The organism is Bdellovibrio reynosensis (assembly GCF_022814725.1).
Classification (GTDB): Bacteria; Bdellovibrionota; Bdellovibrionia; order Bdellovibrionales; family Bdellovibrionaceae; genus Bdellovibrio; species Bdellovibrio reynosensis.
Genome location: NZ_CP093442.1, coordinates 1,898,710 through 1,919,660, shown reverse-complemented (window position 1 = coordinate 1,919,660; position 20,951 = coordinate 1,898,710). Strand labels below are relative to the sequence as shown.

General features: G+C 43.3%; 25 protein-coding genes and 1 tRNA gene. 17 read left to right on the top strand and 9 right to left on the bottom strand.

All coding sequences use genetic code 11. The features are described 5' to 3' along the window. Positions 1-52: 52 nt before the first annotated feature. On the top strand, positions 53-283 hold the full coding sequence (locus tag MNR06_RS08960; RefSeq protein ID WP_243535148.1) for a hypothetical protein: 231 nt from the start codon (positions 53-55) through the stop codon (positions 281-283). Positions 284-362: 79 nt separating this feature from the next. Here the strand turns inward: MNR06_RS08960 and MNR06_RS08955 are convergent, their stop codons facing one another. Continuing rightward, entirely contained in the window at positions 363-707 is a 345-nt protein-coding gene (locus MNR06_RS08955; protein ID WP_243535146.1) for an RNA recognition motif domain-containing protein, read from the bottom strand. A gap of 330 nt (positions 708-1,037) precedes the next feature. Here MNR06_RS08955 and MNR06_RS08950 point away from each other — a divergent pair, with 330 nt between their 5' ends. The 4 genes from MNR06_RS08950 (at position 1,038) to MNR06_RS08935 (ending at position 3,874) form a co-directional block, all read left to right on the top strand. Beyond that, positions 1,038-1,949 (top strand): carboxymuconolactone decarboxylase family protein, encoded by a 912-nt coding sequence (locus MNR06_RS08950; protein WP_243535143.1) that lies wholly within the window; start codon positions 1,038-1,040, stop codon positions 1,947-1,949. Between the two features lie 82 nt (positions 1,950-2,031). Beyond that, the gene (locus tag MNR06_RS08945) at positions 2,032-2,562 is read left to right on the top strand and encodes a HutD/Ves family protein (protein WP_243535140.1); all 531 of its coding nucleotides are present in this window, start codon (positions 2,032-2,034) and stop codon (positions 2,560-2,562) included. Positions 2,563-2,691: 129 nt separating this feature from the next. Next, positions 2,692-3,435, top strand: coding sequence for a 3D domain-containing protein (locus tag MNR06_RS08940; RefSeq protein WP_243535138.1), 744 nt, complete (start codon positions 2,692-2,694; stop codon positions 3,433-3,435). A 13-nt stretch (positions 3,436-3,448) separates the two neighbouring features. Further along, positions 3,449-3,874 carry a hypothetical protein gene (locus MNR06_RS08935; RefSeq protein ID WP_243535136.1) on the top strand — a complete coding sequence of 142 codons (426 nt, stop codon included), beginning with the start codon at positions 3,449-3,451 and terminating at the stop codon, positions 3,872-3,874. 27 nt (positions 3,875-3,901) lie between these two features. Here the strand turns inward: MNR06_RS08935 and MNR06_RS08930 are convergent, their stop codons facing one another. Next, positions 3,902-4,804 (bottom strand): hypothetical protein, encoded by a 903-nt coding sequence (locus tag MNR06_RS08930; RefSeq protein ID WP_243535135.1) that lies wholly within the window; start codon positions 4,802-4,804, stop codon positions 3,902-3,904. Between the two features lie 329 nt (positions 4,805-5,133). Between MNR06_RS08930 and MNR06_RS08925 the strand changes: the two genes are divergently transcribed. The 5 genes from MNR06_RS08925 to MNR06_RS08905 all read left to right on the top strand — a co-directional run bounded on the left by MNR06_RS08925 (position 5,134) and on the right by MNR06_RS08905 (position 8,890). Next, the gene (locus tag MNR06_RS08925; RefSeq protein WP_243535132.1) at positions 5,134-6,288 is read left to right on the top strand and encodes a zinc-dependent alcohol dehydrogenase; all 1,155 of its coding nucleotides are present in this window, start codon (positions 5,134-5,136) and stop codon (positions 6,286-6,288) included. 9 nt (positions 6,289-6,297) lie between these two features. After that, positions 6,298-6,762: a hypothetical protein gene (locus tag MNR06_RS08920; RefSeq protein WP_243535129.1), complete on the top strand. Its 465-nt coding sequence runs from the start codon at positions 6,298-6,300 to the stop codon at positions 6,760-6,762. Between the two features lie 210 nt (positions 6,763-6,972). Further along, on the top strand, positions 6,973-7,599 hold the full coding sequence (locus tag MNR06_RS08915; RefSeq protein ID WP_243535126.1) for a uracil-DNA glycosylase family protein: 627 nt from the start codon (positions 6,973-6,975) through the stop codon (positions 7,597-7,599). After that, positions 7,596-8,387 carry a DUF3750 domain-containing protein gene (locus tag MNR06_RS08910; RefSeq protein ID WP_243535123.1) on the top strand — a complete coding sequence of 264 codons (792 nt, stop codon included), beginning with the start codon at positions 7,596-7,598 and terminating at the stop codon, positions 8,385-8,387. Before MNR06_RS08915 ends, MNR06_RS08910 begins: the two co-directional genes overlap by 4 nt. Beyond that, entirely contained in the window at positions 8,384-8,890 is a 507-nt protein-coding gene (locus MNR06_RS08905; RefSeq protein WP_243535120.1) for a DUF488 domain-containing protein, read from the top strand. Before MNR06_RS08910 ends, MNR06_RS08905 begins: the two co-directional genes overlap by 4 nt. A gap of 41 nt (positions 8,891-8,931) precedes the next feature. On the opposite strand, the gene MNR06_RS08900 is transcribed toward MNR06_RS08905, so the two are convergent. Then, positions 8,932-9,630, bottom strand: a complete 699-nt coding sequence (locus tag MNR06_RS08900) for a hypothetical protein (RefSeq protein ID WP_243535117.1) — start codon at positions 9,628-9,630, stop codon at positions 8,932-8,934. A 323-nt stretch (positions 9,631-9,953) separates the two neighbouring features. Between MNR06_RS08900 and MNR06_RS08895 the strand changes: the two genes are divergently transcribed. The 3 genes from MNR06_RS08895 to MNR06_RS08885 all read left to right on the top strand — a co-directional run bounded on the left by MNR06_RS08895 (position 9,954) and on the right by MNR06_RS08885 (position 14,327). Further along, positions 9,954-10,814: a TIGR02285 family protein gene (locus MNR06_RS08895; protein WP_243535114.1), complete on the top strand. Its 861-nt coding sequence runs from the start codon at positions 9,954-9,956 to the stop codon at positions 10,812-10,814. A gap of 93 nt (positions 10,815-10,907) precedes the next feature. Further along, complete coding sequence (locus MNR06_RS08890; RefSeq protein WP_243535112.1) at positions 10,908-13,721, top strand: RCC1 domain-containing protein; 2,814 nt, start codon at positions 10,908-10,910, stop codon at positions 13,719-13,721. A 60-nt stretch (positions 13,722-13,781) separates the two neighbouring features. Then, entirely contained in the window at positions 13,782-14,327 is a 546-nt protein-coding gene (locus MNR06_RS08885) for a GNAT family N-acetyltransferase (RefSeq protein ID WP_243535110.1), read from the top strand. Between the two features lie 35 nt (positions 14,328-14,362). Here the strand turns inward: MNR06_RS08885 and MNR06_RS08880 are convergent, their stop codons facing one another. Continuing rightward, complete coding sequence (locus MNR06_RS08880; protein WP_243535108.1) at positions 14,363-14,725, bottom strand: hypothetical protein; 363 nt, start codon at positions 14,723-14,725, stop codon at positions 14,363-14,365. Positions 14,726-14,942: 217 nt separating this feature from the next. On the opposite strand from MNR06_RS08880, the gene MNR06_RS08875 reads away from it, so the two are divergent. Both MNR06_RS08875 and MNR06_RS08870 read left to right on the top strand, forming a co-directional pair. Continuing rightward, positions 14,943-15,272, top strand: a complete 330-nt coding sequence (locus tag MNR06_RS08875) for a GYD domain-containing protein (RefSeq protein WP_243535105.1) — start codon at positions 14,943-14,945, stop codon at positions 15,270-15,272. Between the two features lie 90 nt (positions 15,273-15,362). Then, positions 15,363-15,791: an HNH endonuclease gene (locus MNR06_RS08870; RefSeq protein WP_243535102.1), complete on the top strand. Its 429-nt coding sequence runs from the start codon at positions 15,363-15,365 to the stop codon at positions 15,789-15,791. 238 nt (positions 15,792-16,029) lie between these two features. On the opposite strand, the gene MNR06_RS08865 is transcribed toward MNR06_RS08870, so the two are convergent. The 3 genes from MNR06_RS08865 to gcvT all read right to left on the bottom strand — a co-directional run bounded on the left by MNR06_RS08865 (position 16,030) and on the right by gcvT (position 17,684). Next, positions 16,030-16,112, bottom strand: a tRNA-Leu gene (locus MNR06_RS08865). Between the two features lie 89 nt (positions 16,113-16,201). Beyond that, the gene (gene gcvH / locus MNR06_RS08860) at positions 16,202-16,591 is read right to left on the bottom strand and encodes a glycine cleavage system protein GcvH (RefSeq protein WP_243535100.1); all 390 of its coding nucleotides are present in this window, start codon (positions 16,589-16,591) and stop codon (positions 16,202-16,204) included. 10 nt (positions 16,592-16,601) lie between these two features. Then, positions 16,602-17,684, bottom strand: a complete 1,083-nt coding sequence (gene gcvT / locus MNR06_RS08855) for a glycine cleavage system aminomethyltransferase GcvT (RefSeq protein WP_243535097.1) — start codon at positions 17,682-17,684, stop codon at positions 16,602-16,604. Positions 17,685-17,740: 56 nt separating this feature from the next. Here gcvT and MNR06_RS08850 point away from each other — a divergent pair, with 56 nt between their 5' ends. Beyond that, the gene (locus tag MNR06_RS08850; RefSeq protein WP_243535094.1) at positions 17,741-18,244 is read left to right on the top strand and encodes an SAM-dependent methyltransferase; all 504 of its coding nucleotides are present in this window, start codon (positions 17,741-17,743) and stop codon (positions 18,242-18,244) included. Positions 18,245-18,350: 106 nt separating this feature from the next. Beyond that, positions 18,351-18,830, top strand: a complete 480-nt coding sequence (locus MNR06_RS08845) for a DUF4423 domain-containing protein (protein ID WP_243535091.1) — start codon at positions 18,351-18,353, stop codon at positions 18,828-18,830. Between the two features lie 110 nt (positions 18,831-18,940). Here the strand turns inward: MNR06_RS08845 and MNR06_RS08840 are convergent, their stop codons facing one another. Continuing rightward, on the bottom strand, positions 18,941-19,957 hold the full coding sequence (locus MNR06_RS08840; protein ID WP_243535088.1) for a small ribosomal subunit Rsm22 family protein: 1,017 nt from the start codon (positions 19,955-19,957) through the stop codon (positions 18,941-18,943). A 9-nt stretch (positions 19,958-19,966) separates the two neighbouring features. Next, positions 19,967-20,950 (bottom strand): glycosyltransferase family 9 protein, encoded by a 984-nt coding sequence (locus tag MNR06_RS08835; RefSeq protein WP_243535085.1) that lies wholly within the window; start codon positions 20,948-20,950, stop codon positions 19,967-19,969. Between the last annotated feature and the right edge of the window lies 1 nt (position 20,951).

Below are 20,951 nucleotides of genomic sequence, written 5' to 3'. Positions count from 1 at the left end.
CAATTAACCACTCTAGAAGGCCCGCGGTTCTAGTAGATAACGGAGGGCAAGGATGCGCTTCTTAATAGTAATAATAAGTTTATACGGTTCATTTGCAAATGCAGCGGTACAGGATTTCAACTCTCTCGTAAAGGAGGCATCGATCCAGCAAAAGATCATTCACAAAAAGTTATTGCAGTCGATTCAAAATACGAAAGTTCTAGTGGCTTCAAATGAAGTTCAAGAAGGGGAGTTTGCAGAGAATCCAGAGGACATTAAAGTAAGACTAGTACGTGCGAATTAAATAATAACAATATCAAAAAATAAAAAAGGCTCAGACGTAAAACGCTGAGCCTTTTTATTTTCTAAGTTAAAAACTTAGATTAGTAACGAGGACGTCCGCCGCCGAAGCCGCCGCCACGGTTTCCACCGCCACGGTTGCCGCCGCCACCGAAGCCACCACCACGGTTCTCACGAGGAGCCATTGGTTTAGCTTCAGAAACGTTGATGTTACGACCTTGTTGGTCTGTACCGTTTAATTTTTCGATAGCTGCAGAAGCTTCTTCGTCAGAAGACATTTCTACGAAACCGAAACCTTTTGAACGACCAGAATCGCGATCCATAACGATGCGAGCTGATTCAACAGTTCCAAACTCACCAAAGATATCTGCTAAGTATTGGTCGTCACATGAATATGATAGATTTCCAACGTAAATTTTTTTGCCCATGAATTCCTCCTTAGGATTGGGTGCCACTAAAGAGAAGAAAGGCCGAACGCTATTCACTCAAGAGAGACGGTATTGGAGTCTTCTTTCTAGCGTAAAGTGTTGCGGATTTAAAGAGGAAACTTTCAGACTGAGTAAAAATGTGCCTCAGATCAAATGTATTAGATTTCAAATCGAATATATGAGATCTGGCCTTACATCTGTGTCACATAGAACGAAAGCACCATTTTCGTGTGTTGAACGGGGGTTCTCTGGTTGTCGGCACTTCTAAAGGGAAGCTCTTGCTTAGCGAGGCTTAAGTGTTCGAAATACAAATTCAAAGAGAGGTGTACGATGAAAAAATGGATCCTGTTAGTGATCTGCAGTATCGCCTTTAGCGCCTATGCCGCAGAAAAAGTAAAAGTATCAGCAGAGCAAACTCAAGTTTACGATGATATCAAACAAACTTTAGGAATGGTTCCCACTTTCATGAAAGAATATCCTGCAGAAGGTATCGCCGGAGCCTGGGAAGAGTTTAAGGGCATTCAATTAAGTCCAAACACAGCCCTTGATGGAAAAACAAAGGAACTTATTGGCCTTGCAGTGTCTTCGCAAATTCCTTGTCGTTACTGTATTTACTTCCATAAAAAAGCATTGGCATTTCACGGCGCAAAACCGGAAGACATTCGTTTAGCCATCGCTATTGCGGGCTTCACCAGAAAGTGGAGCGCAAATCTTTACGGTAATCTTTACGATGCAGAAGTCTTTAGAAAAGACATCGATCGTATGGTTGCAGCTACGGCCAAAATGCCTCAGCAAACGGAAGTCAAAGAGCCTGTTCAAGTGACTGACGCGCAAAGTGCTTACAAAGAAATCGAAAAGACTTTTGGTTTTGTTCCGGCCTTCTTAAGAAATTATCCCGAAGCTGGAATTGCAGGAGCATGGAAAAACTTTAGGGACATGAATGCGAATCCGAACACGTCTTTGTCGCCTAAAACGAAGGATCTTATTAGCCTAGCTGTTTCAAGTCAGATTCCTTGTGATTATTGCACCTATGCTGACACGCGCTTTGCAACAGCAAATGGTGCAAGTCCCCAAGAAATTAAAGAGGCTGTTGCCTTAGCAGGTATTGTGCGTAACTGGAGCACAGTGCTTAACGGTGTTCGGCAGGATGAAAAAGCATTTGAAAATGAAGTAAATCAAATTTTTAAATACTTAGATAAATCAAAAGCAATGCCGCCAAAAAAAGTGTCTCAAAGTAAATAATGCCAAGATCAAGGTTGCGGGCTTCTTGAAAGCCCGCTAGCTTTTTAGAATGAAAGTCATTCGAAGTTTAGAATATCAGACGATGTCCTGGAAAAACGGACTGGGCTCTACCGCCCAAATTGATATTTATCCCGCATCAGCCGTTTTCCCTCAGGATTTTTTATGGCGCATCAGTTCTGCCACGGTGGAAGCGTCATCGCCCTTTTCAAATTTTCCTGGTTATGATCGTTTGTTAAGTGTTTGGAAAGGAGCGGGACTGTTTCTTAATGGCGAAAAACTTGGGCAAAGTCATATTCTAGCATTTCCTGGCGAGCGAGTGATCGAATCAGAACTTGTCACCGACACAGTTGTCGACCTGGGAATTATTTTTAACCGCGCAAAGGTAATTGCTCATATGAGTTTTCAAAAAATACAAGATGAAGAGTTTCACTTTGATTGTGCTGAGACAGCGAACTACTTTTTCTGCTGTGAGGGATCTATCAAGGTTCAAGGATTTGGCGAAGCTGTCTTATTGAAACAAGGCGACACATTAAAGGTTGATGCTAAGGAAAGTATAAAGCTAAGTAGCGCTTTCAAAGCGGCCTTCTATCGTTTTCAGATACAGATACTGTAAACGGATGTACCAAACAGAGAAATTTCATTTTGAGAATGTGTTGAATGTGACAACGCCTGTTAATTTTCTGACGATCAAGTGCCATTAAACGGCTCAATAGCAGGCCCAGTCTTTGCTTTATAGCTTTGTATGACAAACGCAAAGAACTCAGTACATACAGTGAAAGTCGCAACTAAACTTGTTACGAAAACTATTCTAGCAAGTGTTTTCGTCATCGTTGCGGAAGCGGGGATCGCACCACTGTGCTCAAGTAGCACAGCAACGACTTCTGTTTATTTCATCCCGCATGTGAAGGACTACTGTCAGTCTTCGCAACCTTGCGCAGCTTTCCGTCGTGAGGTTCGTATGCAGGGTTCAGGGATCCTTCCGGGGAATCGTCTGTTAACTTATAATAATAAAACGATTTCGATGGGAAATTGTGAAACTGCTTTTGGGGCTTCAAACCAATGTTTGATTCCCTATATCTCTGTAGCTGCTGATCCAAAGTACTATAGCATGGGCGACATTATCGAAATGCCATCACTGAAAGGTAAAGTTATGACTTTACCAAACGGTAAATCCTTTGTTCATCCAGGCTATCTGATTGTGCATGACAAAGGTGGAGCTATTAAAGGTCCAAATCGTTTTGATCTTTTCACTGGCACAATGGGCATGCATGATGAAAGAAATTCGTTTGGTACAAATGCAGATGTTAATACTATCATGGCCGACGTAAGTGATTGTTCTGATCGCAAAAACTTCTGGGTTACTCGCCGTGGTTCAGAACAAAATGAAATGAAAATGGCAGTGATTCACGAAGCGCTTGAAGGTACAAGTTCAAACTCTTCGATGCAAATTGCGATGGTTGCAAATTCAACATCAGGAGTGAGATAGGATGCGGGCTTCTTTGATTTTCATCTTAGTTTTTATCGGCTACTTAAATCTAAGTATGGCGGCAGACAAGATTGATATGTCTGCCCCGCCATTTTGGATGTCTTCGTATGACGAATTTAAAGATCTGCGCGCAGATCAAAAAGAATTCTATCTAGAAAAACTGCAGGTTTCGCTGAAATCGATTCCTGGCCTAGAAAAGACGTCGAAAAGTAAATTAGAAGAAGCTGCAGAATGGTATCAAACCTGGAATAGTATTCGTCGTAAGCTTTACCAGGCTTGCCAAGATAAAGAACTGGTGAAAGAGTGCGAACAGATCGCAGACATTCGTATCCAGGCTTTAGATATGTACGGTAATCAAAAGCTTGAAAATCGACACGCCCAGGGACTTGATCTAGATGTGAAGGCTGAGGAAACGGCTCCAACCAAAAAGAAAAAATAACAAAAAAAGCCGGGAACACCGGCTTTTTTATTTTATCTTAATTCCAAAATAAAAAGGGATTCGGCCGACAAGGTCGTTGCCATTTAAAAAAAGAGCTGAGGAAGTAGAAAATCCCTCTGTTACCAAAGGTTTCACCGCGAAAGTTTTTTCGTCTATGCTACTAATTATGAACTTTTCAGTGTCATTCACTTCAAAGCGTATTGAAAAATCGGGGAACCGTTTTAAAACTGCATCGTTCATAGAGGCCGATAAAAAAAGAATACCGCTTGGGGTCAAGCGATATCGATTCAAAGAGGAATAACTAGCATTGGTAGGTTTTATTGAAATTTCTAAGGCACTGGACTTGGCAAAGCAGATGTCTTTTGATGATTCTTCGGTGCGGATGCGGAACTTTTCTAAATCAAACCAAGTGTCTTTATCCAGCCAGCTATGATTTTTTTCGATAAGGTGGGAAACCAGCGCATTTCCTTTTTCATGGGACCCGGTGACCAAGGCGTAGCAAAGTTTTGTAGCATAGCTTCTGATGGCTTTTTTATCGGTATAAAAATTTTCACCAAATTCTTCATCTTGTGAAATCTGTTGGGCAAAAAAATCTGCCAACGCTTCGTGAGTTGCACGGTGATCAATCGAATCTAAAAAATCCGTTGTGCACGTATGGGGGAACTTCTGACAAAACATTGCATGAAAAGTTTCATGATAAATGACGTCTGAAGAATTTAAGCCCATGTTGATGACGGATTTATTGCTGCAAAAATAAATAAGTTGGTCTGTATAATTATAACCAACGCGAAGGCAGTTACTGCTATTTAAATCGATCTTGATGTCTTTAGATAACTGGCCAAATATCTTTTCAAATTCTGAAATTGCTAGCCGGGCGTGTTGTTGTAAGAAACTAAGATCACTGTCATTTTGGGCGCCAAAAATCTGCACGTTCGCAGACCAGGCCCTCGCACCAAAGAGAACTAAAATGAAAATTAGAAAACAGGCTTTCACAATACCACCGTAACCCAAACGCAGAATAGATACTAAGAGTTCAAAGTAATTAGAAATAAATTTAGTGTATGGACGTAGAATTGACGGTGCCAGTATAAAATTGACTCTATGAAGGACCAAAAAATGTCATTCGTTGCCATAATTTCATGCTGGGTAAAATAAGCACAACCTCTTTCAATGCGCAGTGATAGCTCGAAGTGACGGCGTTGAACTTGCAATAGATTTCTCAAATTCACTTTTTAAGATCTCTAGGAAGGAGTTCTTCTATGTTGGCAATGACCTATCGGGGACCCTATAAAATCCGCCTTGATCATAAACCGATGCCTGATATTGAACATCCCAATGACGCCATCATAAGAGTCACCCGCGCTGCCATTTGTGGCTCTGACGTTCATATTTTCCATGGTCTTGTGCCAGACACCAGAGTTGGATCTACGTTTGGTCATGAGTTCACAGGGGTGGTCGAGGCTGTTGGATCTTCAGTGCAAAACTTAAAAGTCGGCGATCATGTACTAGTTCCGTTTAACATTGCCTGCGGAGCTTGCTTTTACTGTACAAAACAGCTTTTCGGAAATTGCGACAACACCAATCCTAACTCGACGGTAGGTTCCGGAATTTATGGCTATTCGCACACCACGGGGGGATATGATGGTGGCCAAGCAGAGTATGTGCGAGTGCCTTTCGCTGATGTGGGACCAATGAAGATTCCACCTGATTTCAACTTAGAGGACGCGCTGTTACTGACCGACGTAGTTCCAACGGGTTATCAAGCAGCCGAAATGGGTGAAATTAAAGAAGGCGATACGGTTGTTGTTTTTGGTGCAGGTCCGGTTGGAATTATGGCAGCAAGATCTGCGTGGCTGTTCGGTGCAGGGCGAGTGATTGTGGTTGATTATTTGGAATATCGACTTGAGTTCGTAAAAAACTACGCAAAATGCGAGGTTGTAAATTTCAGAGAGCACAAAGACATCGTCCAATATCTGAAAAGGATGACTGATGATTTAGGTCCTGATGTTTGTATCGACGCTGTCGGTTGCGAGGCGAAAGGTTTGAAGTGGCAGGAAATTTCTGGGATCAAAATGAAAATGCAAGCCGGATCTGCGACAGCTATTATGTGGGCCATTGATTCTGTAAGAAAAAACGGGGTTGTATCTATAGTTGGGGTTTATGGCCCGCCATTTAATACAGTCCCTATCGGTACAGCCTTAAATAAAGGCCTTACGTTAAGAATGAATCAAGCAAACGTAAAAAGATATTTGCCGCACTTGATTGAACATGTTCGCGCTGGAAACTTAGACCCTAAAGCGATCATCACTCATCGTGTTCCACTTGAAGGAGTCGTCGATGCGTATCACATGTTTGATAATAAGGAAGATGATTGCATTAAGTGTATTTTAATTCCACCAAGCGAAAGACACTAGGAGGTTCAAATGGAAATGGAACAAACGCGTATTCCATCAGGTGTGCCAGGTTGGGGAGCAGATCTTCCCAAAGCCAACCGTCCTGGTGTTCCTCGAGAAAGAAAAGTCGATAAGGAAGATAACGGGGCAAGATGGCAAGCCATGGATCGTCAGCAGCCGCACATGAAAATTCATAAAAGTATTGAAAGGCCCGCGCTAACGCCAGTATTTGGCACGGCTTGTCCGCCAAAAGGTCTTAGCGGGTTTTTACGCGATCAAGCTTATAAGCTCGGCGAAGACAAAGTGTCTCGCTGGATGATGCTGATGCTGGCTGACCGTTGTGACATGGTTGAAAGCGGAATGGATGAACTTATTTTCGGCCCACCAACTCAAACAGAAGAAGAACGTCGCAAAAGAAAAAACACTGTTTATGGCGTCGGTGCCGGGCTTGGCATCGCAGCACTAGCGCTGATTCTAAAAAGTCGCAAAAAATAGTTTTTATCTCGACACAGATTCGAAAAGGCACCTAAAAAAGGTGTCTTTTCTTTTTGGTCTCCGTATTAAACTTGATCTTATTTCTAATCATTCTTCAATTCATATTTTTTATGACTCTGGCGCGAAACCTTTGTCCAGAGCCAATCTAGAGCTCTGCCGCAATTTCCTATAAGCTTGAAAGGTTCTGTGAAGTATTAATTAGGAAGTGAGATGACTGTACTTAAAAAACTAAAAGCCATCCAGAAAGGCATTGCTAGTTGCAAAGAGTGCCCGCAGATGTGCGGTACACCCGTGCATGGGCCAGCCATTGAAAGTTCCGTAATGCTTATTGGTCAGGCCCCAGGAGTTCATGAAAGTACTTTTGGAAAGCCCTTTGCCTATACTGCCGGTAAAACACTTTTTAAATGGTTTTATGAGGGCACTGGCATTGACGAAGAGACATTTCGTACAAAGATTTACATTGCGGCCGTGGCGCGCTGTTTTCCTGGAAAGGCGGGGAAGGGTGACAGAGAGCCCAGCGCCGCTGAAATTGCGAATTGCCGAAATCATCTGCAAAAGGAGGTAGAGGTGTTAAAACCAAAACTTGTGATTGCAGTGGGACGCGTGGCGATCACGGAAGTCTTGGGCGCAAAAGATTTTCCTAAATCGAAAACTTTAGGGGACGTCGTCGGCAAAAAGTTGAAGGGACTGTTTCATGGCCAAGCAGTGGATGTGATTTGCTTACCTCATCCCAGCGGAGTTTCAACTTGGCCCCACAGTGTGGAAGGAAAAAAGAAACTCAAAAAAGCATTTAGCCTTTTAGGATCCCATCCTGATTGGCAAGAAAGGGTTCAGTGAAAAAAGCCATGCTTGTTTCTATTATGGTATTTTTTAAATCAATTTTTTCTTGGGCTGATGATTGGCGTACAGCGGATCGCAGTTCTATTGGTATAGCTCCGACTCCGCAGTCAGAAACTAGAGCCATGGTGCAGGTCTATTCTGCACGCACCTATGGATGGAAGGGAAATCTTGCTGTCCATTCCTGGCTTGCTGTGAAACAGAAAAATGCCAAGCAGTACGATGTGTATGAGGTGATGGGCTATTACGCTAATCATGGAATGAAAGTCGTGCGCTTAACCCATCGTCAACCTGATCAAAAATGGTTTGGTAATGAGCCGACATTGCATTTTGATTTGCGCGGTGAAGAAGCTGAAAAGATGATTCCCCATGTGGTGAAAGCTATTGAGTCTTATCCCTATCCCGATTCTTATCGAATTTGGCCTGGGCCAAATAGTAACACCTTTGTTTCCCATGTGATGCGCAATACTCCGGGCTTGTATGCAAGCTTGCCTCCCCATGCTGTTGGTAAAGATTGGATCGGCACGGGGCAGCCTGTTGGGTTTTCTGAATCCGGCACGGGCGTACAACTTTCTTTGTTTGGCTTGTTGGGTGCCACGGTCGGATTAGAAGAAGGAATTGAGCTAAATCTTTTAGGCATGAGTTTCGGTGTTGATTTCGCAAATCCTGCGATCAAACTTCCATTTCTTGGAAGATTAGGAATGAAGGACAAAGCTTTATTTCAAAAAGATTTTACCGTCCCAGAAATCACTGAAGGACAGAAGTTATCCAAGGAAGGATCGTTATGACTATTTATACGGTCGGCTATGAAGGCTGTGACATTGATCAATTTTTAGAGGGTTTAAAGAAAAACAAAGTTAGCTATATTATTGATATTCGCAAGAATCCAGTCAGTCGCAAAAAAGGTTTTTCAAAGTCTCGCCTGCGCGAGCGTCTTGAGGAAAAAGGCATCGGGTATATTCACTATGGCACTTTAGGAACACCCAATGCCTGGCGAAAGGAAGAAAAAGCAAAACTGATCACTCGCAATCAGATGTTTGGAAAGTTTGTTGATGAAATCATTCCAAAAACGCAAAAAGAATTGCAGGAAGTGGTAGAGCTTGTAAAACAAACTGATCGTGCGGCCTTGTTGTGTTATGAAGCTGATGCTTCGGATTGCCATAGACATTTTGTGGCTGAAGAGCTTCGTAATAAAACCAAAATGAAGGTCATTGACTTAGATGTGTTGCCTGAAGGTTCCGATCTAGGAATGTTTGGAAAGCCTTTAAAGAAGGCCAAGAAAGCATCATAAAGAAAGGCTGCATGAAAGCAGCCTTTTCCTTTTCTGGATTACTATGGCAATTCGTATTCTAAATCGACTGAGGTTGGAAGTGAGCCTGTCTGACCATTATTCCAAACATTTACTGGAGTAGAAACTGTTATAGTTCCAGTTACTGTATCAAGTTTGATGGCATCTAAGAATTCAGAATTTGTGGCAGGGAACTGTGGTAAGACGAAGTCACGGCCATTACCAGACTGATGACAGTTTTTACCCGCGATATTTAATTCAGTCGAGATCTGTGTTTCATCGAAGTTTGTCATACATCCTGGCGCATCGTTTAGATAAGCAGCCCAAGTTCCCCACGAGTACATGGTCATTAAGGAAGTAGTCATTGTATAAGCGATGGCATAAGTATCAGTCAGGGTAGGAATAGCATCGCCCACTGCAAATGCCCCCGCTGTGGTATATGTCCACAGGGCTTGACCGCCCGCTGAACAATTTGTACCAGTATAAAAGAAAACAGACATTGTATAGGTGTTATCATCATTAAGATCTAGGCTTCTAAAATAAGAGTTACCATTTAGGTCAGGTCCCATAGAGCTTCCAACTGGAATACATGCTGAATATCTGACATCACCGGCAAGATCAGCGGCGGTAATTCCGCCTGTGGAAGCTTCTTCTTCCAGTTTCTTTTCACAGGCCGCCGTAGTGATAAGAAGTGTTGTGGCTAAAATTAATTTAGTGAGTACATTTCCGGTAACGTTCTTCATTTGTTTCTCCTAACAAGGTGAATTTGATAAGCAGATGTAGAACTCTTCGGTAAGGTATTAAACGGGCTAAAACATTTTTCCTCTTAGAAATCAGGAATTTAAGATTGCGAAGTGCCCGAAATGGGATTTTGCTTCGTTATGAGATTGGCTGTTTCGGGGTCACCTCACTGTGGAATTTTGATCACTGTCTTTTTTGATGCGATTGATAATTTAATTACGACAATAGGTCCCATTCATGCTCTTAAACATAATTCTTCGATGAAAGTTTTTTGCATTCTGTCGCAAGGCCTTATCTTCCTGTGAGTAGGTGGTATGAATAGTATATGCATTTTGCATCGATCGTTTTTTTATTTTTAAATATTTGGGTGTGTATAAGCAGCTTTGCAAAAGGTGAAGCGAGAACGCTTACATGGATTCGTTGGAATGATCCTCCGATTTTTATTTTTGAAGCTCCATTTAAAGGCCAAGGGGTTTTAGATGTTGTGGAAAGGGAACTTATCGCGGCTTTACCGCAGTACCGACATAAACATTTAGAAGCCAATGTCCCCCGTGTTTTGAAAGAAGCAGAAGAAAAGTCGCCCATATGCAATGCGGGGTGGTTAGATACCCCGGAGTGGGCTAAGCTTTTTTATTTTTCTAAACCCGTTTTTTTGATTCCTGCAAATGGTGTGCTTTTAAAACAAAGCAAACTGCGTGAAGTGAAGGGACTTAAAAGTCTTCAAGATTTTTTAGATAAAAAAAGTCATTGGCTTTTAGGCGTTGGTCGTCTTTATGGTGAAGGTATTGATGAAGTTCTTTTTAAGAATGACTATAAAAAGAATAAAAAAATCCTGCCGGTGGCTTCAAGCCTGTTAGTTCATCGCATGCTGAACACGAATCGTGTGCAGTACACGCTTGGTTATCCTTTTGAAGCGAAATACTATGATGAGCTTTTTGGAAACACCAAGGATCGCGTCGTGCATGTTCCGTTAAGCGATAACAAACCTTTCGTAGAAGTTGTCGTAGCTTGCCCTAAAACGGAGTGGGGTAAACAAGTCATAAAAGATGTGAACAAAGCCTTAACCAACCTTTCTCTATTAAAGCGTCTAGAAAAAGGAGTTGCTCGGTGGCATTCGCAAGAGGACCAAAAACGTTTGGAGCCAGAACTAGTAAAGTTCTATCAACGAAATTATCCAGGCTTATAATTGAATCCCATTGATAAAAACATGAGACCTCACTTTCTGAGGAATTATTTAGATTTCCCTTGAGGTTGCCTAAGTATTACCGATGAGTAATACATGACGGGCACATACTTGCACATTCTTAAATCTGTCTTCCTTCTGCTAACACTGCATCTTCTTGCAGGATGTACTCTGGACATTGCCATTTTTAAGAAAGATTTAGAACAGCCAAGTCTGTTATCTCCGGTTACCATCGATCTTTCAAATAAAGTTTCAGACTTTCCAACTTCGGTTCCTGAGTCTTACCCGTACTATGGCGAAATGGATCTTTCTGGGATTCCTTCGGGGGCAACTCTTTCTTTAGCGGATAATACTTGTACAGGACTTAGTATCGCACAAGACGGAATGTTGTCCGGTGATATTGATTTATTAGATGGTGCAAATTGTGAATATAAAATTCAAGCGACGTACGGTTCAGTGACGGCGCTTTCGCCAGTAGTGTCTTTGACAATTGGACCAAGTCTTACAATGACTTTTGCTCAAGCCGATTATGTCTTAAAAAGTTCTGCTACAGCGCAAACAGCAACTTTAAATCTATCAGCAGCAGCGCCGTTTGATACGTACGTCAAGTATTCTTCGTATTCATCTTCCAGCAATCCTATTCCACTTGAAGACCTCAATGCTGAAGGACGAATTTTTATTCCTGCCGGTGCAACATCTGTAAATGTAGCCTTAAAAATTCCGACCGGCACGACTCTTTCAAGTAAAGACTTACAGGTACTACAACTTAATAATGGAATGTCTCTTTTAAAAGCTGCTCTGAATTTTTCGATAGTTCCGGGAAATCCAGCTATCGCGAAATCATACGATGTTGTACAGGCAGGAGCTAAACACGTCTGCGCGATCAGCAGCGGAAAGCTTTATTGCTGGGGCAATAACGATTATGGCCAGTTAGGGTTGGGGCATTCGGATCCGCAAACAAGTCCTACGCGAGTTGGCACTTCCACCACGTGGCAATCCCTTGCATTAGGTGGTGAGCATACTTGTGGAATTAACGCCGGCGAACTTTTTTGTTGGGGTCGAGATTCCAGTCAGGCACTTGGAAATGGCCCTGGAAATACACCGTCAACAGTTCCGCAAAAAGTAGGTTCTTCAAACACTTGGCAAAGTATCTCTGCAGGGATGTTTTTCACTTGTGGAATCAATGCTGGAGAAATGTATTGCTGGGGTGACAGTCAATTCTATCAACTTGGACTAGGGAATAACCTTCCACAAAATGTTCCGACGAAGGTGGGCGCTAGCACGACCTGGACTTCAATTGGTGTTGGATCCTCTCATAGTTGTGGGATTGATGCCGGAAAGCTATTTTGCTGGGGGCGCGACAACCGCGGTCAGCAAGGTAACGGCGCGCCAACAGCGAACGTGCAAACTCCAGCGCAAATCGGTGCTTCAACAACTTGGGAAGAGGTCAAGGGTGGCGGAGATCACACTTGTGGTATCAACGCTGGCCAACTTTATTGCTGGGGCGATGACATGTATGCCCAGCAAGGAAACGGAGCCGGCGACGTGAGCACTACAACGCCGCAATTGATCGATGCTGGGACTGACTGGGAAAAGCTGACGTCTCGACAAAGTTATTCATGTGCTATTTCTAACGGTGAACTGCACTGCTGGGGAACTATATATTTCGGTGACGAGGTTGAATCAGTGACCCAAGTCGGAACTTCAGCGCAGTGGAGTGCTATTACTACCGGAGACTATTTTGCTTGCGGTTTAGATGCGGGAAAAATGTACTGCTGGACAACAGACGATGACACCGGCAGAAGAGATTTAGGCTTATATAGTCCCGAAGAAATTGGCAGAGTAAACACTCCTCATCAAGCCAGTGATGCCACAGGGTGGACCCATGTGACCGGAGCATTAGGTTTTGCCTGTGGAATTAAAAACGGCGAACTTTACTGCTGGGGCGAGAACGTTGATGGACAACTTGGAATTAACGATCCTGCCCTAGTTAAAAAGTATGTTCCGCAAAGGGTTGGTAACGGAAGCACTTGGACCGACGTTGCTGGCGGCGTTTTCGCTTCCTGCGGAATTAAATCTGGCGGGTTGTACTGTTGGGGTGATGATCAGAATGGTGAACTTGGAAATGGTGCAGGTTCAACTGCAAAGGTTTTAGTTCCTGAACGAATCGGTGCATCGACTCAATGGCAAGAAATTGCTGCAGGCCCAGTTTCCTTCTGTGGAATTGATGGCGGCAAATTATTTTGCTGGGGTAATAATGTTGATACTCCTCAACAAGTGGGAACATCAACAACGTGGCAATCATTGGGCATGGGTGCTGGGCATAACTGTGGTATTGATGGCGGGAAATTATTCTGTTGGGGCATGGGCGGGGATGGACAGCTCGGCGATGGCTTAGGTCAAGACTCTGCTACACCTGTGCAAGTGGGTACTTCGACAACATGGACCGCGATTGCAGCAGGTTACATGCATACTTGTGGTATCAATTCAGGAAAATTATTTTGCTGGGGTCAGGACACTGTGGGTGCTGTTGGAAACGGAGCCGGGTCTGGGAATGTTCTTACTCCGCAGCAGATTGGTATTTCGACGTCTTGGCAGTCTTTAGGTATCACTGTTTTTTCAGAACACTCTTGCGCTGTGAATGGCGGTAAACTTTTTTGCTGGGGCTATAATTATTCCGGCCAAGTTGGCGACGGTACTTACATTGATAGTGAGTCGCCAGTTCAAATAGGCAGTTCAGACAAGTGGACTAAATTGGGTGAAGGCGACAGCCATACCTGCGGAATTAACGAAGGTCGCCTGCACTGCTGGGGCGACAACTGGTACGGGCAAATTGCTGTGCCTAATCCACCTTCGCTTACAGGTGTTGACTATAGTTCACCGATTTTAGTGGGGACTGTGAAAGAATAAGAAATAGATTCTCGAACACATTATCTTTGCGATATGTTTATTCATAGACGGGGAAAAGACATGTCCAGAGCGCTAACGAATTTTTCAGTGAAGCAAGTTTCTGCAGAAGAACTTAATGAGATTTTAGAAAAGCATTTTGATAATGCTTTTTCGAATCGATTTGCAGCTGCGCTTAATTTTGATATTGATGAACAGTCTAAAAATAAAATCAGCGATAGAAAGAAAAATGACCAGCGGTACCGTCTGCGGTTATTAGCTTATGAAGGTTCAGAAGTTATTGGGTGGCATTTTGGTTATGCTGTTGATGCAGAAACTTATTACATGCAAAACTCTGCCATTGTTCCCGCATATCGCAAGCGCGGCGCTTATTCTAAACTGTTAGATCATGTATTGCACATCCTTACCGAAGAAGGCTTCCAGGTCGTAACAAGTAATCATCATCCGAATAATTCTGCTGTTCTGATTCCAAAACTAAAAAAAGGTTTTGTAATAAGCAGCATGCAATTTCACGAGCGATTTAAGTTTCTAATTGAGCTTAGATTATTCTTAAATAAAGAACGCCGAACTGCTTATGGAAAGCAGCTTGGTTTGGAATTGGATGAATAAAGCGACCGGGCGATCGCTTTATTTGAATCTAAAAACTATTTGCAATTCAAGGTGCCAAGGTAGTTGAAGATATTTTCAACTTCAGTTTCGTGATAAACTTCAGCGGTTGCATTTTTCATGTTCACTTTAAACTTTACGCCTGATGGAACTTTTTCTACACATGTGATTGCAGAAAAATCTTTTTGGCTGCGTTTACAGTTAAAGTACACATCATAGTCTCTGTCTTCGCCAACAACCATAATCGCCGTTAGGAATGTTGGAACTGCAGTCGAAGAGATTTCGAATTGCACGTATGTTCCGCTTTTTAATTCACCGTCACAGAATGAAGTTTCGTTAGTTACACGAGCTTGAGCAGAGAACGCAGTTAAGACTGTTGCAATTGCGATAAGTAGTTTCATTTTTCTTCCTTTGTTGATGGCGCACTTTAATTGTAAAGAAGGAAAATGTGAAAGTTAGGGTTGTGTTGGGAAGTGCGTTTTAGTTCTGGGATGTTCCGCGGGTTGCCTCAAGTCAATTACGTGTGGCTCATATTATGTATTTCAGTAGGATATCTCCTGCGAAGCGCTATTTCGTGATTAGCATCAAGTCTCAAAATGCTATCGCGAAGGAGCAGTCATGGCGCTTTATCTGACGAAGTTCAGCTACACACCCGAAGCTTGGGCCCGATTAATCAGTCATGGCGAGGATCGTCGCAAGGCTGCGCAAACTTATATTGAAGCTGTGGGTGGGAAACTAAATGGCTTCTGGTATGCGTTTGGCTGTCATGATGGATACATTGTCTGGGAAGCTCCGGATAACGTTGCAATGACGGCTGTGGCGATAGCGATCACCGCTGGAGGCGCCGTCAAAGATTATGAGACTACCGTGCTTGTGACGGTAGACGATACATTAGAAGCGCTTAAAAAAGCTGCGCAAGTGAAGTACAAGCCCCCAGGGACTGCGTAAAAATAGAAAAAGCTCTTCTATTCTCATCTTGAATCATTTTCTTTCCAAAGCCTGGCTAATGGTCTGGCTGAAGCGTCCGATAAGCTTTGCATGAGATGGCTTAAAAGACGCTTTTACAGTTTCCTTTGGTTTATTGCCAAGCTTCCTTTCAAGCTGATCTTTCTATCTTTGCGCTGGGTCTTTTCTGACAAGCGGTTAAATCGTGATGGTTACGTTCTTAAGAAATCGCATTCAGATGGCAAGGATCGCCTTGAGCATCGAGTTGTGGCGGAAGGAATTCTTGGTCGGCGTTTGGAGCATTGGGAAGTAGTACATCACATCAATGGCAAGCGTGACGATAACAGAGCTTCTAATCTGTGTGTTATGTCTCGAACGGGGCATGATCGATATCATCGCTGGTACGACAAGGTTTATGAGAGTTATAAAAGGTATCCACCTCGGGAAACCCAGCTTCGTCAGTTGACGGAGAGGTTTGGCGGAGTGCTTTTGGGGGATTCGGTTAGGAAGAAAGCTGGGTAATCGGGTGAAACTCATCGGCCTTCGAGGCCGCTGACTTTCATAAGTGCCCCGCGAGGGAGTGCGACTGCGGGCCGTAGTGGCCCTTGCCCCTTCGGGGTGATCGCTTTGCGATCATCGAAAAATTAGCGTACTGCTAATTTTTGGAACCCCCAAAGTTTTAAGTCCAAGTCCCTAACGAGAACTAAGTGTAAAAATAAAAAAAGCGACCTCTTTGGGTCGCTTTTTTTATTTTTAGATTTGGTGCCCCGCGAGGGACTTGAACCCCCACGCTTGCGCACTAGATCCTAAGTCTAGCGTGTCTGCCAATTTCACCAGCGGGGCAGCACCTTTAAAATCGAGAACTAGGTTTAGCGCATTTTAGGCCGAGATTGCAAGAAAAAAGTTTCTGCATTCTGCGGCTCTAATGCCTTTTATTTCTCGCTGATCAACTTTTTGTAATCAGGAGCTCTCATAAGGTTCGCTAATTCTTTTTCAGTATCCATTTCGATGCGAACCAACCAGCCTTCATTTACTGGGTCGTCGTTCAATACTGAAGGATCGTCACCCAAAGCTGTGTTTACTTCGATAACTGTGCCTGAAACAGGAGCATAAAGGTCGCTCACGGCTTTTACTGATTCGATAACACCGAAAGTTTGGCCTTGAGTGATTTTTTGACCTTCTTCTGGAAGTTCCACGTAAACGATTTCACCAAGTTGGTCTTGAGCAAACTCAGTGATACCAACAGTTACGATGTTCTCGTCAACCTGAGCCCATTCGTGTTCTTTTGTGTAGTAGTAGTCTTCTGGGATGTGAAATGCCATGTGAGGCTCCTTATTTCTGAACAAAAGGGGTCTTAACAACCACTGCTTTTACTTTACGGCCGCGGATATCCAGGTGGAACTCTGTTCCCTCTTTAGCATACGCTAGATCGATGTAAGCGATGCCAATAGGTTCATCCAGGGTCGGTGAGTGTGTACCACTAGTTACCTTGCCGATTTCTTTGTTGTCAAAAGAAAATAGGCTGTAACCCTGACGTGGAATGCCCTTCTCTAGCATCTTAAAACCGATCAAACTTTTCGTTAGACCTGCTTCTTTTTTGCCCACGATTAACACTTTACCCATGAAGTCTTTTTTAGCTGGTTTAATTACCCAACCAAGGCCGGCTTCATAAGGATTCGTTGTGTCATCAATTTCGTGACCGTACAGAGAGTACTTCACTTCCGTGCGCAAAGTATCACGGGCACCGAGGCCGATGGCCATGACTCCCAAGTCTTTGCCTTTTTCTAGAAGTTCATTCCACAAAGCCACTGTGCCGCCAGCCTCAACGAAAACTTCGCAGCCTTTTTCGCCGGTGTAACCCGTTGTTGCCACCATGATCTTGTGATTTTGGAAAGTGCCGTGTTGAAGATGGAAGGGTTTCATTTCGCTAACTTTGAAACCGAAAACGCGATCGCAAAGTTCAAGTGCTTTTGGTCCTTGAATCGCGATTTGCCCCCAAAGGTCACTTTCATCAACAAGGTCTGCACCGTTGTTGTGTTTATTCATCCAAGCAAAGTCTTTGTCTTTGTTAGAAGCGTTCACGCAAACAAGATAGTCTTCATTTTTCTTTAAGCAATAAACGATGATGTCGTCAACCAAACCACCTTGGTCATTCGGAAGAAGAGAGTATTGCGCTTCACCGTCATTTAGTTTTGCAACGTCATTCGTTGTTAACCACTCTAAAGTTTCTAAAGCTTTTGGTCCCTTCACACGAACCTCACCCATGTGGGAAACGTCGAACAAACCAACGTTCTTACGAACATTATCATGTTCTTCGCGAAGGCCAACGTATTGCACAGGCATATACCAACCAGCGAAGTCGACCATGCGTGCACCCAAATTTACATGCGTATCTGCTAAAGGCGTCTTTTTCATGGCGCGAGTTTCCTTTCCTCTGGACAGACAGTCAATGAAACATTTATTTGATCCTTATGTATCAACTTACTCCGCGACTGCAGTTTATCCATGATCATCTAATTTCTGGAGAGCCCGTATGGGACTTCTGTTGTGATCACGGGATTGTTGGCCTTTCTGCTTACAAAAGCGGCAAGTTCCCCGAGATCTATTTTGTCGATCAAGTCAGCAGCATTATGGAAAAACTAAGCCGACGATTCGCTGAAAAGTTCCTTCGTGTGGAACAAAACACACAGGTTCAGTTTTTAACTCTTCCAGGTGAAGAAGTTAAAGACGTGTTAAAGGGAACAGTGGTGATTGCTGGAGTTGGTGGCATCGCCATTCATAAAATTGTTAAGAATCTGCACGAGCAAGGTTTGTTAAAAGCCACACGCTTGATACTGGGGCCACAACGTGACGAACAAAAGTTGGAAGAAATGCTCTGTCAAATGCTCGATTCTGACTACAAGATTTGTAATGTAGATTACAGAATTGAAGAGCGAGGACGCACTCGTAAGTTATTGATATTTAATAAAAAATAAGTAAGGTTCGTAGTCCAAATGACGCACCCCGAATGGCATTATTAAAACTATGTAAGGTGTGAACAACTATTTGATTATTAATGCCCCTCTGAATAATTGTGTCCTCATGCAGGACGTAAAACAAAACTCAGATTTTAGACAGTTTCTTGAAGATGAATTGGCTCGCCGTAGCCAAAACTATCCCCGTTATTCATTGCGTGCGTTCGCGCGCCACTTGGAAGTGGACTCGTCTTTCTTGTCCAAAATTCTAAATGGCAAACGAACTGTCACAATGAGAACAATTCGTATGTTCGGGGAGCGTTTGAACCTTACTCCAGACGAATTATCGCGTTTCGGCGAAATCAGCCGTGAAAAGAAAATGAAGCGCAAACTTGAGCGCCTTTTGGAGAAAATGCCGACAGAAGAGCGCGAGCAATCTACAATTTCAATCACTGTAGATGAAAATCGTCTTCCTGAAGCAAAAGAAAAAATCAAAGCATTCCGTAAAGAGTTGGCTCAGTTCCTTGATACAGGTGTTGCTGGTGGCAGAACTTACCAAATTTCTGTTTCACTTTTCCCAGTATCAGGTTTCGGTCCTAACGAATAGTTCGGAAAAAACCTTTTAACAAATTCGACTAAAAAAATGCCGAGAGAGATCTCGGTATTTTTTTGCCTTTTTAGTGAATCTTTTTGTTTTCGAAAAGGTTGAAGCTAAAGCTACAGGACTTTAATTTCGCTTTTTAAACGAAGTTCGTTTGAAACAACCTGCATATCATTGGGAAGTTCCACCAAAACTCCTCTTGGAATTTCTTGGCTAATACCGGTCTTGTGCATCCAAGCTAAAAACTCGCGTTGAGGCCCTCGGCACACCAACTGGCGATCCTTTCCTTTTTCCTTCAGTAAATCACCGACCATGCGAGCCGCTTGAATAGGTTGTGGAGGTGTCTTACGCATTAAAACGTAACTCATCGTCAGGGTGCGGTTTTTCATTGGAAGCTGTTCTTCCATTTTTAAAAACCATTCTGGCGCCTGGAAATGAACTCGGTCATGGCACCAGTCAGTTTTAGAATTCATTAACAGCGGGCAAGCTAGTTGATGAGTACATGGTGCCCACGCATAGTAACCCTTATCTAAAAGCTTCTGGCGTAATCCTAAAAGCTTTCGGCCATCTTGTTGCGTAGACGGTTCCACTAACATCAACGCTTCACATTCATAAGCCCAATCAGGAAGGTCTGCTAATTCAGTCAGTGAATAGGAAAACAGCGCCAGAGTTTTTTTAGGATCTTTCAGTCGGCCAGAGCTAAAAGTTCTGACCCATTCTTCACACTTAAATTGCGGGAAGAAGTTTTCAATCAGTTGCTGTGGTTCTGCAGCTCTTTCAACTAAATGAAACTTCAAAGGATGTTTTTCAGACAAAGTAAGTGAAGCTGTCGCCAAGCCCGCACCGAAATCAATCACTCGATCTAAGCCATCAAAAAAGCCGCGTTTGTCACCCTCATCAATCAGCGCGCGAAGGCGGGTGGAATTAAGCGGTAAATAGTAACAAAGGTAGGCAACCTGGGCCCAAGATTCATTCCACGGTGTTGGGGATTCAGGGCGATGAATGAAATAATCCGATAAAGCCATTACACATTTCGCTAGCGCTTTGGAATCCTTAAGCGTCAGCTGATGCTTTGATAATGCACGGCTGATGGATTCTTCAAATGAAGCTGGGTAAGTGTAAAGTCTTTGCATGCAGCGATTTTACAGCGAATTTAAGGCCTTTAGCAAATCATCCGCCTGAATCTCAAGCATGCATGAAGGATCTACTTGGTCCGGGTCTTGGTTTTCAGGCATGAAGATCTGAACGTTCTTCCCGCGGGCAGCCCAGCGACGGGGATGCTGAACACGGACTGGCGAATAAATGCCTAAAACTGGGGTTCCTAATGAAGCTGCCATATGAGCAACTCCCGTACTTGGTGCAACAACAGCTTTCGCATTTTTTAAAACGGTAAACAGTTCCCCGGCATTCAGCTGATTTTGCAGAGATAAAACCTGAGAATTATTTTTAAAGGTTTCTTTAATTTCAGTCAGCCATACTTCATCGGCAGGAGTACCGGTAAGCACCATCATCGATTGCTCAGAGGCTTTTTTAATAAATTCAATATAGCGCGGGATCGGCCAATTCAAAGCTGAACCCGCCATCCCGGGATGAACCACAACGTAGGATTGTGGCTTTAAGCCGTGCTTTTCTAAAAGCGGAGCATTGTCGGCGGCATTCAATTTTAAAACAGGGATATCCGTGCCGGGCGAAGAAGTATTTAAAGCGTGGGCAAGCAAATCCATGTTGTAAGCAGCTTCATGTTGAACTGCTCGGCTTCGTTTCTGTCGTAATCCTTTATTTAAAAACAAAAAGCTATGCCACTGAGATAGAACGCCAGCGCGAACTTTCACGCCTTCAGCCCAAAGCGCGAAATTCACCCACCACGGGGCCTGAAAGCTGACCGCCACATCGGGTTGATATTCTTTAATAAACTTGCGTAAGGCATTTAAGGACGTTTTCCAGTCCTCTTTAGAAAGCTCCAGATAATTTCTGCGTGGTTCTGCGTTTTCCGGGATAAATTTAAGTCCCTTGGCGATAACCCACTGAACTTCATAGTCCTTCAAAAAAGAAACCTGATCTACACACATGGTGCAAATCAGGTCGCCAATTTTATCAAGTCTGATAAGAAGAACTTTTTTCTTCATC

Coding starts and splice junctions, on each gene's coding strand:
- MNR06_RS08885 (WP_243535110.1), top strand. CDS start 13,782: ATGTCCAGAGCGCTAACGAATTTTTCAGTGAAGCAAGTTTCTGCAGAA.
- MNR06_RS08925 (WP_243535132.1), top strand. CDS start 5,134: ATGTTGGCAATGACCTATCGGGGACCCTATAAAATCCGCCTTGATCAT.
- MNR06_RS08845 (WP_243535091.1), top strand. CDS start 18,351: ATGCAGGACGTAAAACAAAACTCAGATTTTAGACAGTTTCTTGAAGAT.
- MNR06_RS08835 (WP_243535085.1), bottom strand. CDS start 20,950: ATGAAGAAAAAAGTTCTTCTTATCAGACTTGATAAAATTGGCGACCTG.
- MNR06_RS08890 (WP_243535112.1), top strand. CDS start 10,908: ATGACGGGCACATACTTGCACATTCTTAAATCTGTCTTCCTTCTGCTA.
- gcvT (WP_243535097.1), bottom strand. CDS start 17,684: ATGAAAAAGACGCCTTTAGCAGATACGCATGTAAATTTGGGTGCACGC.
- MNR06_RS08870 (WP_243535102.1), top strand. CDS start 15,363: ATGAGATGGCTTAAAAGACGCTTTTACAGTTTCCTTTGGTTTATTGCC.
- MNR06_RS08955 (WP_243535146.1), bottom strand. CDS start 707: ATGGGCAAAAAAATTTACGTTGGAAATCTATCATATTCATGTGACGAC.
- MNR06_RS08950 (WP_243535143.1), top strand. CDS start 1,038: ATGAAAAAATGGATCCTGTTAGTGATCTGCAGTATCGCCTTTAGCGCC.
- MNR06_RS08850 (WP_243535094.1), top strand. CDS start 17,741: ATGTATCAACTTACTCCGCGACTGCAGTTTATCCATGATCATCTAATT.
- MNR06_RS08880 (WP_243535108.1), bottom strand. CDS start 14,725: ATGAAACTACTTATCGCAATTGCAACAGTCTTAACTGCGTTCTCTGCT.
- MNR06_RS08915 (WP_243535126.1), top strand. CDS start 6,973: ATGACTGTACTTAAAAAACTAAAAGCCATCCAGAAAGGCATTGCTAGT.
- MNR06_RS08905 (WP_243535120.1), top strand. CDS start 8,384: ATGACTATTTATACGGTCGGCTATGAAGGCTGTGACATTGATCAATTT.
- MNR06_RS08900 (WP_243535117.1), bottom strand. CDS start 9,630: ATGAAGAACGTTACCGGAAATGTACTCACTAAATTAATTTTAGCCACA.
- MNR06_RS08960 (WP_243535148.1), top strand. CDS start 53: ATGCGCTTCTTAATAGTAATAATAAGTTTATACGGTTCATTTGCAAAT.
- MNR06_RS08940 (WP_243535138.1), top strand. CDS start 2,692: ATGACAAACGCAAAGAACTCAGTACATACAGTGAAAGTCGCAACTAAA.
- MNR06_RS08875 (WP_243535105.1), top strand. CDS start 14,943: ATGGCGCTTTATCTGACGAAGTTCAGCTACACACCCGAAGCTTGGGCC.
- MNR06_RS08895 (WP_243535114.1), top strand. CDS start 9,954: ATGCATTTTGCATCGATCGTTTTTTTATTTTTAAATATTTGGGTGTGT.
- MNR06_RS08840 (WP_243535088.1), bottom strand. CDS start 19,957: ATGCAAAGACTTTACACTTACCCAGCTTCATTTGAAGAATCCATCAGC.
- gcvH (WP_243535100.1), bottom strand. CDS start 16,591: ATGGCATTTCACATCCCAGAAGACTACTACTACACAAAAGAACACGAA.
- MNR06_RS08945 (WP_243535140.1), top strand. CDS start 2,032: ATGTCCTGGAAAAACGGACTGGGCTCTACCGCCCAAATTGATATTTAT.
- MNR06_RS08920 (WP_243535129.1), top strand. CDS start 6,298: ATGGAAATGGAACAAACGCGTATTCCATCAGGTGTGCCAGGTTGGGGA.